Annotated in this window: 1 rRNA gene; it reads left to right on the top strand. The window is 38.1% G+C overall.

Annotation, left to right across the window (positions count from 1 at the left end):
• Window positions 1-134 (top strand): 23S ribosomal RNA (locus FDX22_RS22315); the annotation flags it as partial.
• Window positions 135-231 lie beyond the last annotated feature (97 nt).

Below are 231 nucleotides of genomic sequence, written 5' to 3' on the forward strand. Positions count from 1 at the left end.
AAGCCCACCTCAAGATGAGATTACCCATTCGTAAGAATTAAGAGCCCAGAGAGATGATCTGGTAGATAGGCTGGAAGTGGAAGAGTTGCGAGACTTGGAGCGGACCAGTACTAATCGCTCGAGGACTTTACCAAAAGAGTCAAATATAAAATGCTTATGGTTTAGAAGTTAGAAGAATTGTTATTTAGTTTTGAATGTTCAAAGTAACATTTAATGATTTGGTCATCATTG

The organism is Citrobacter sp. TBCS-14 (assembly GCF_005280805.1).
In the GTDB taxonomy this organism is placed as follows: domain Bacteria; phylum Pseudomonadota; class Gammaproteobacteria; order Enterobacterales; family Enterobacteriaceae; genus Citrobacter; species Citrobacter gillenii.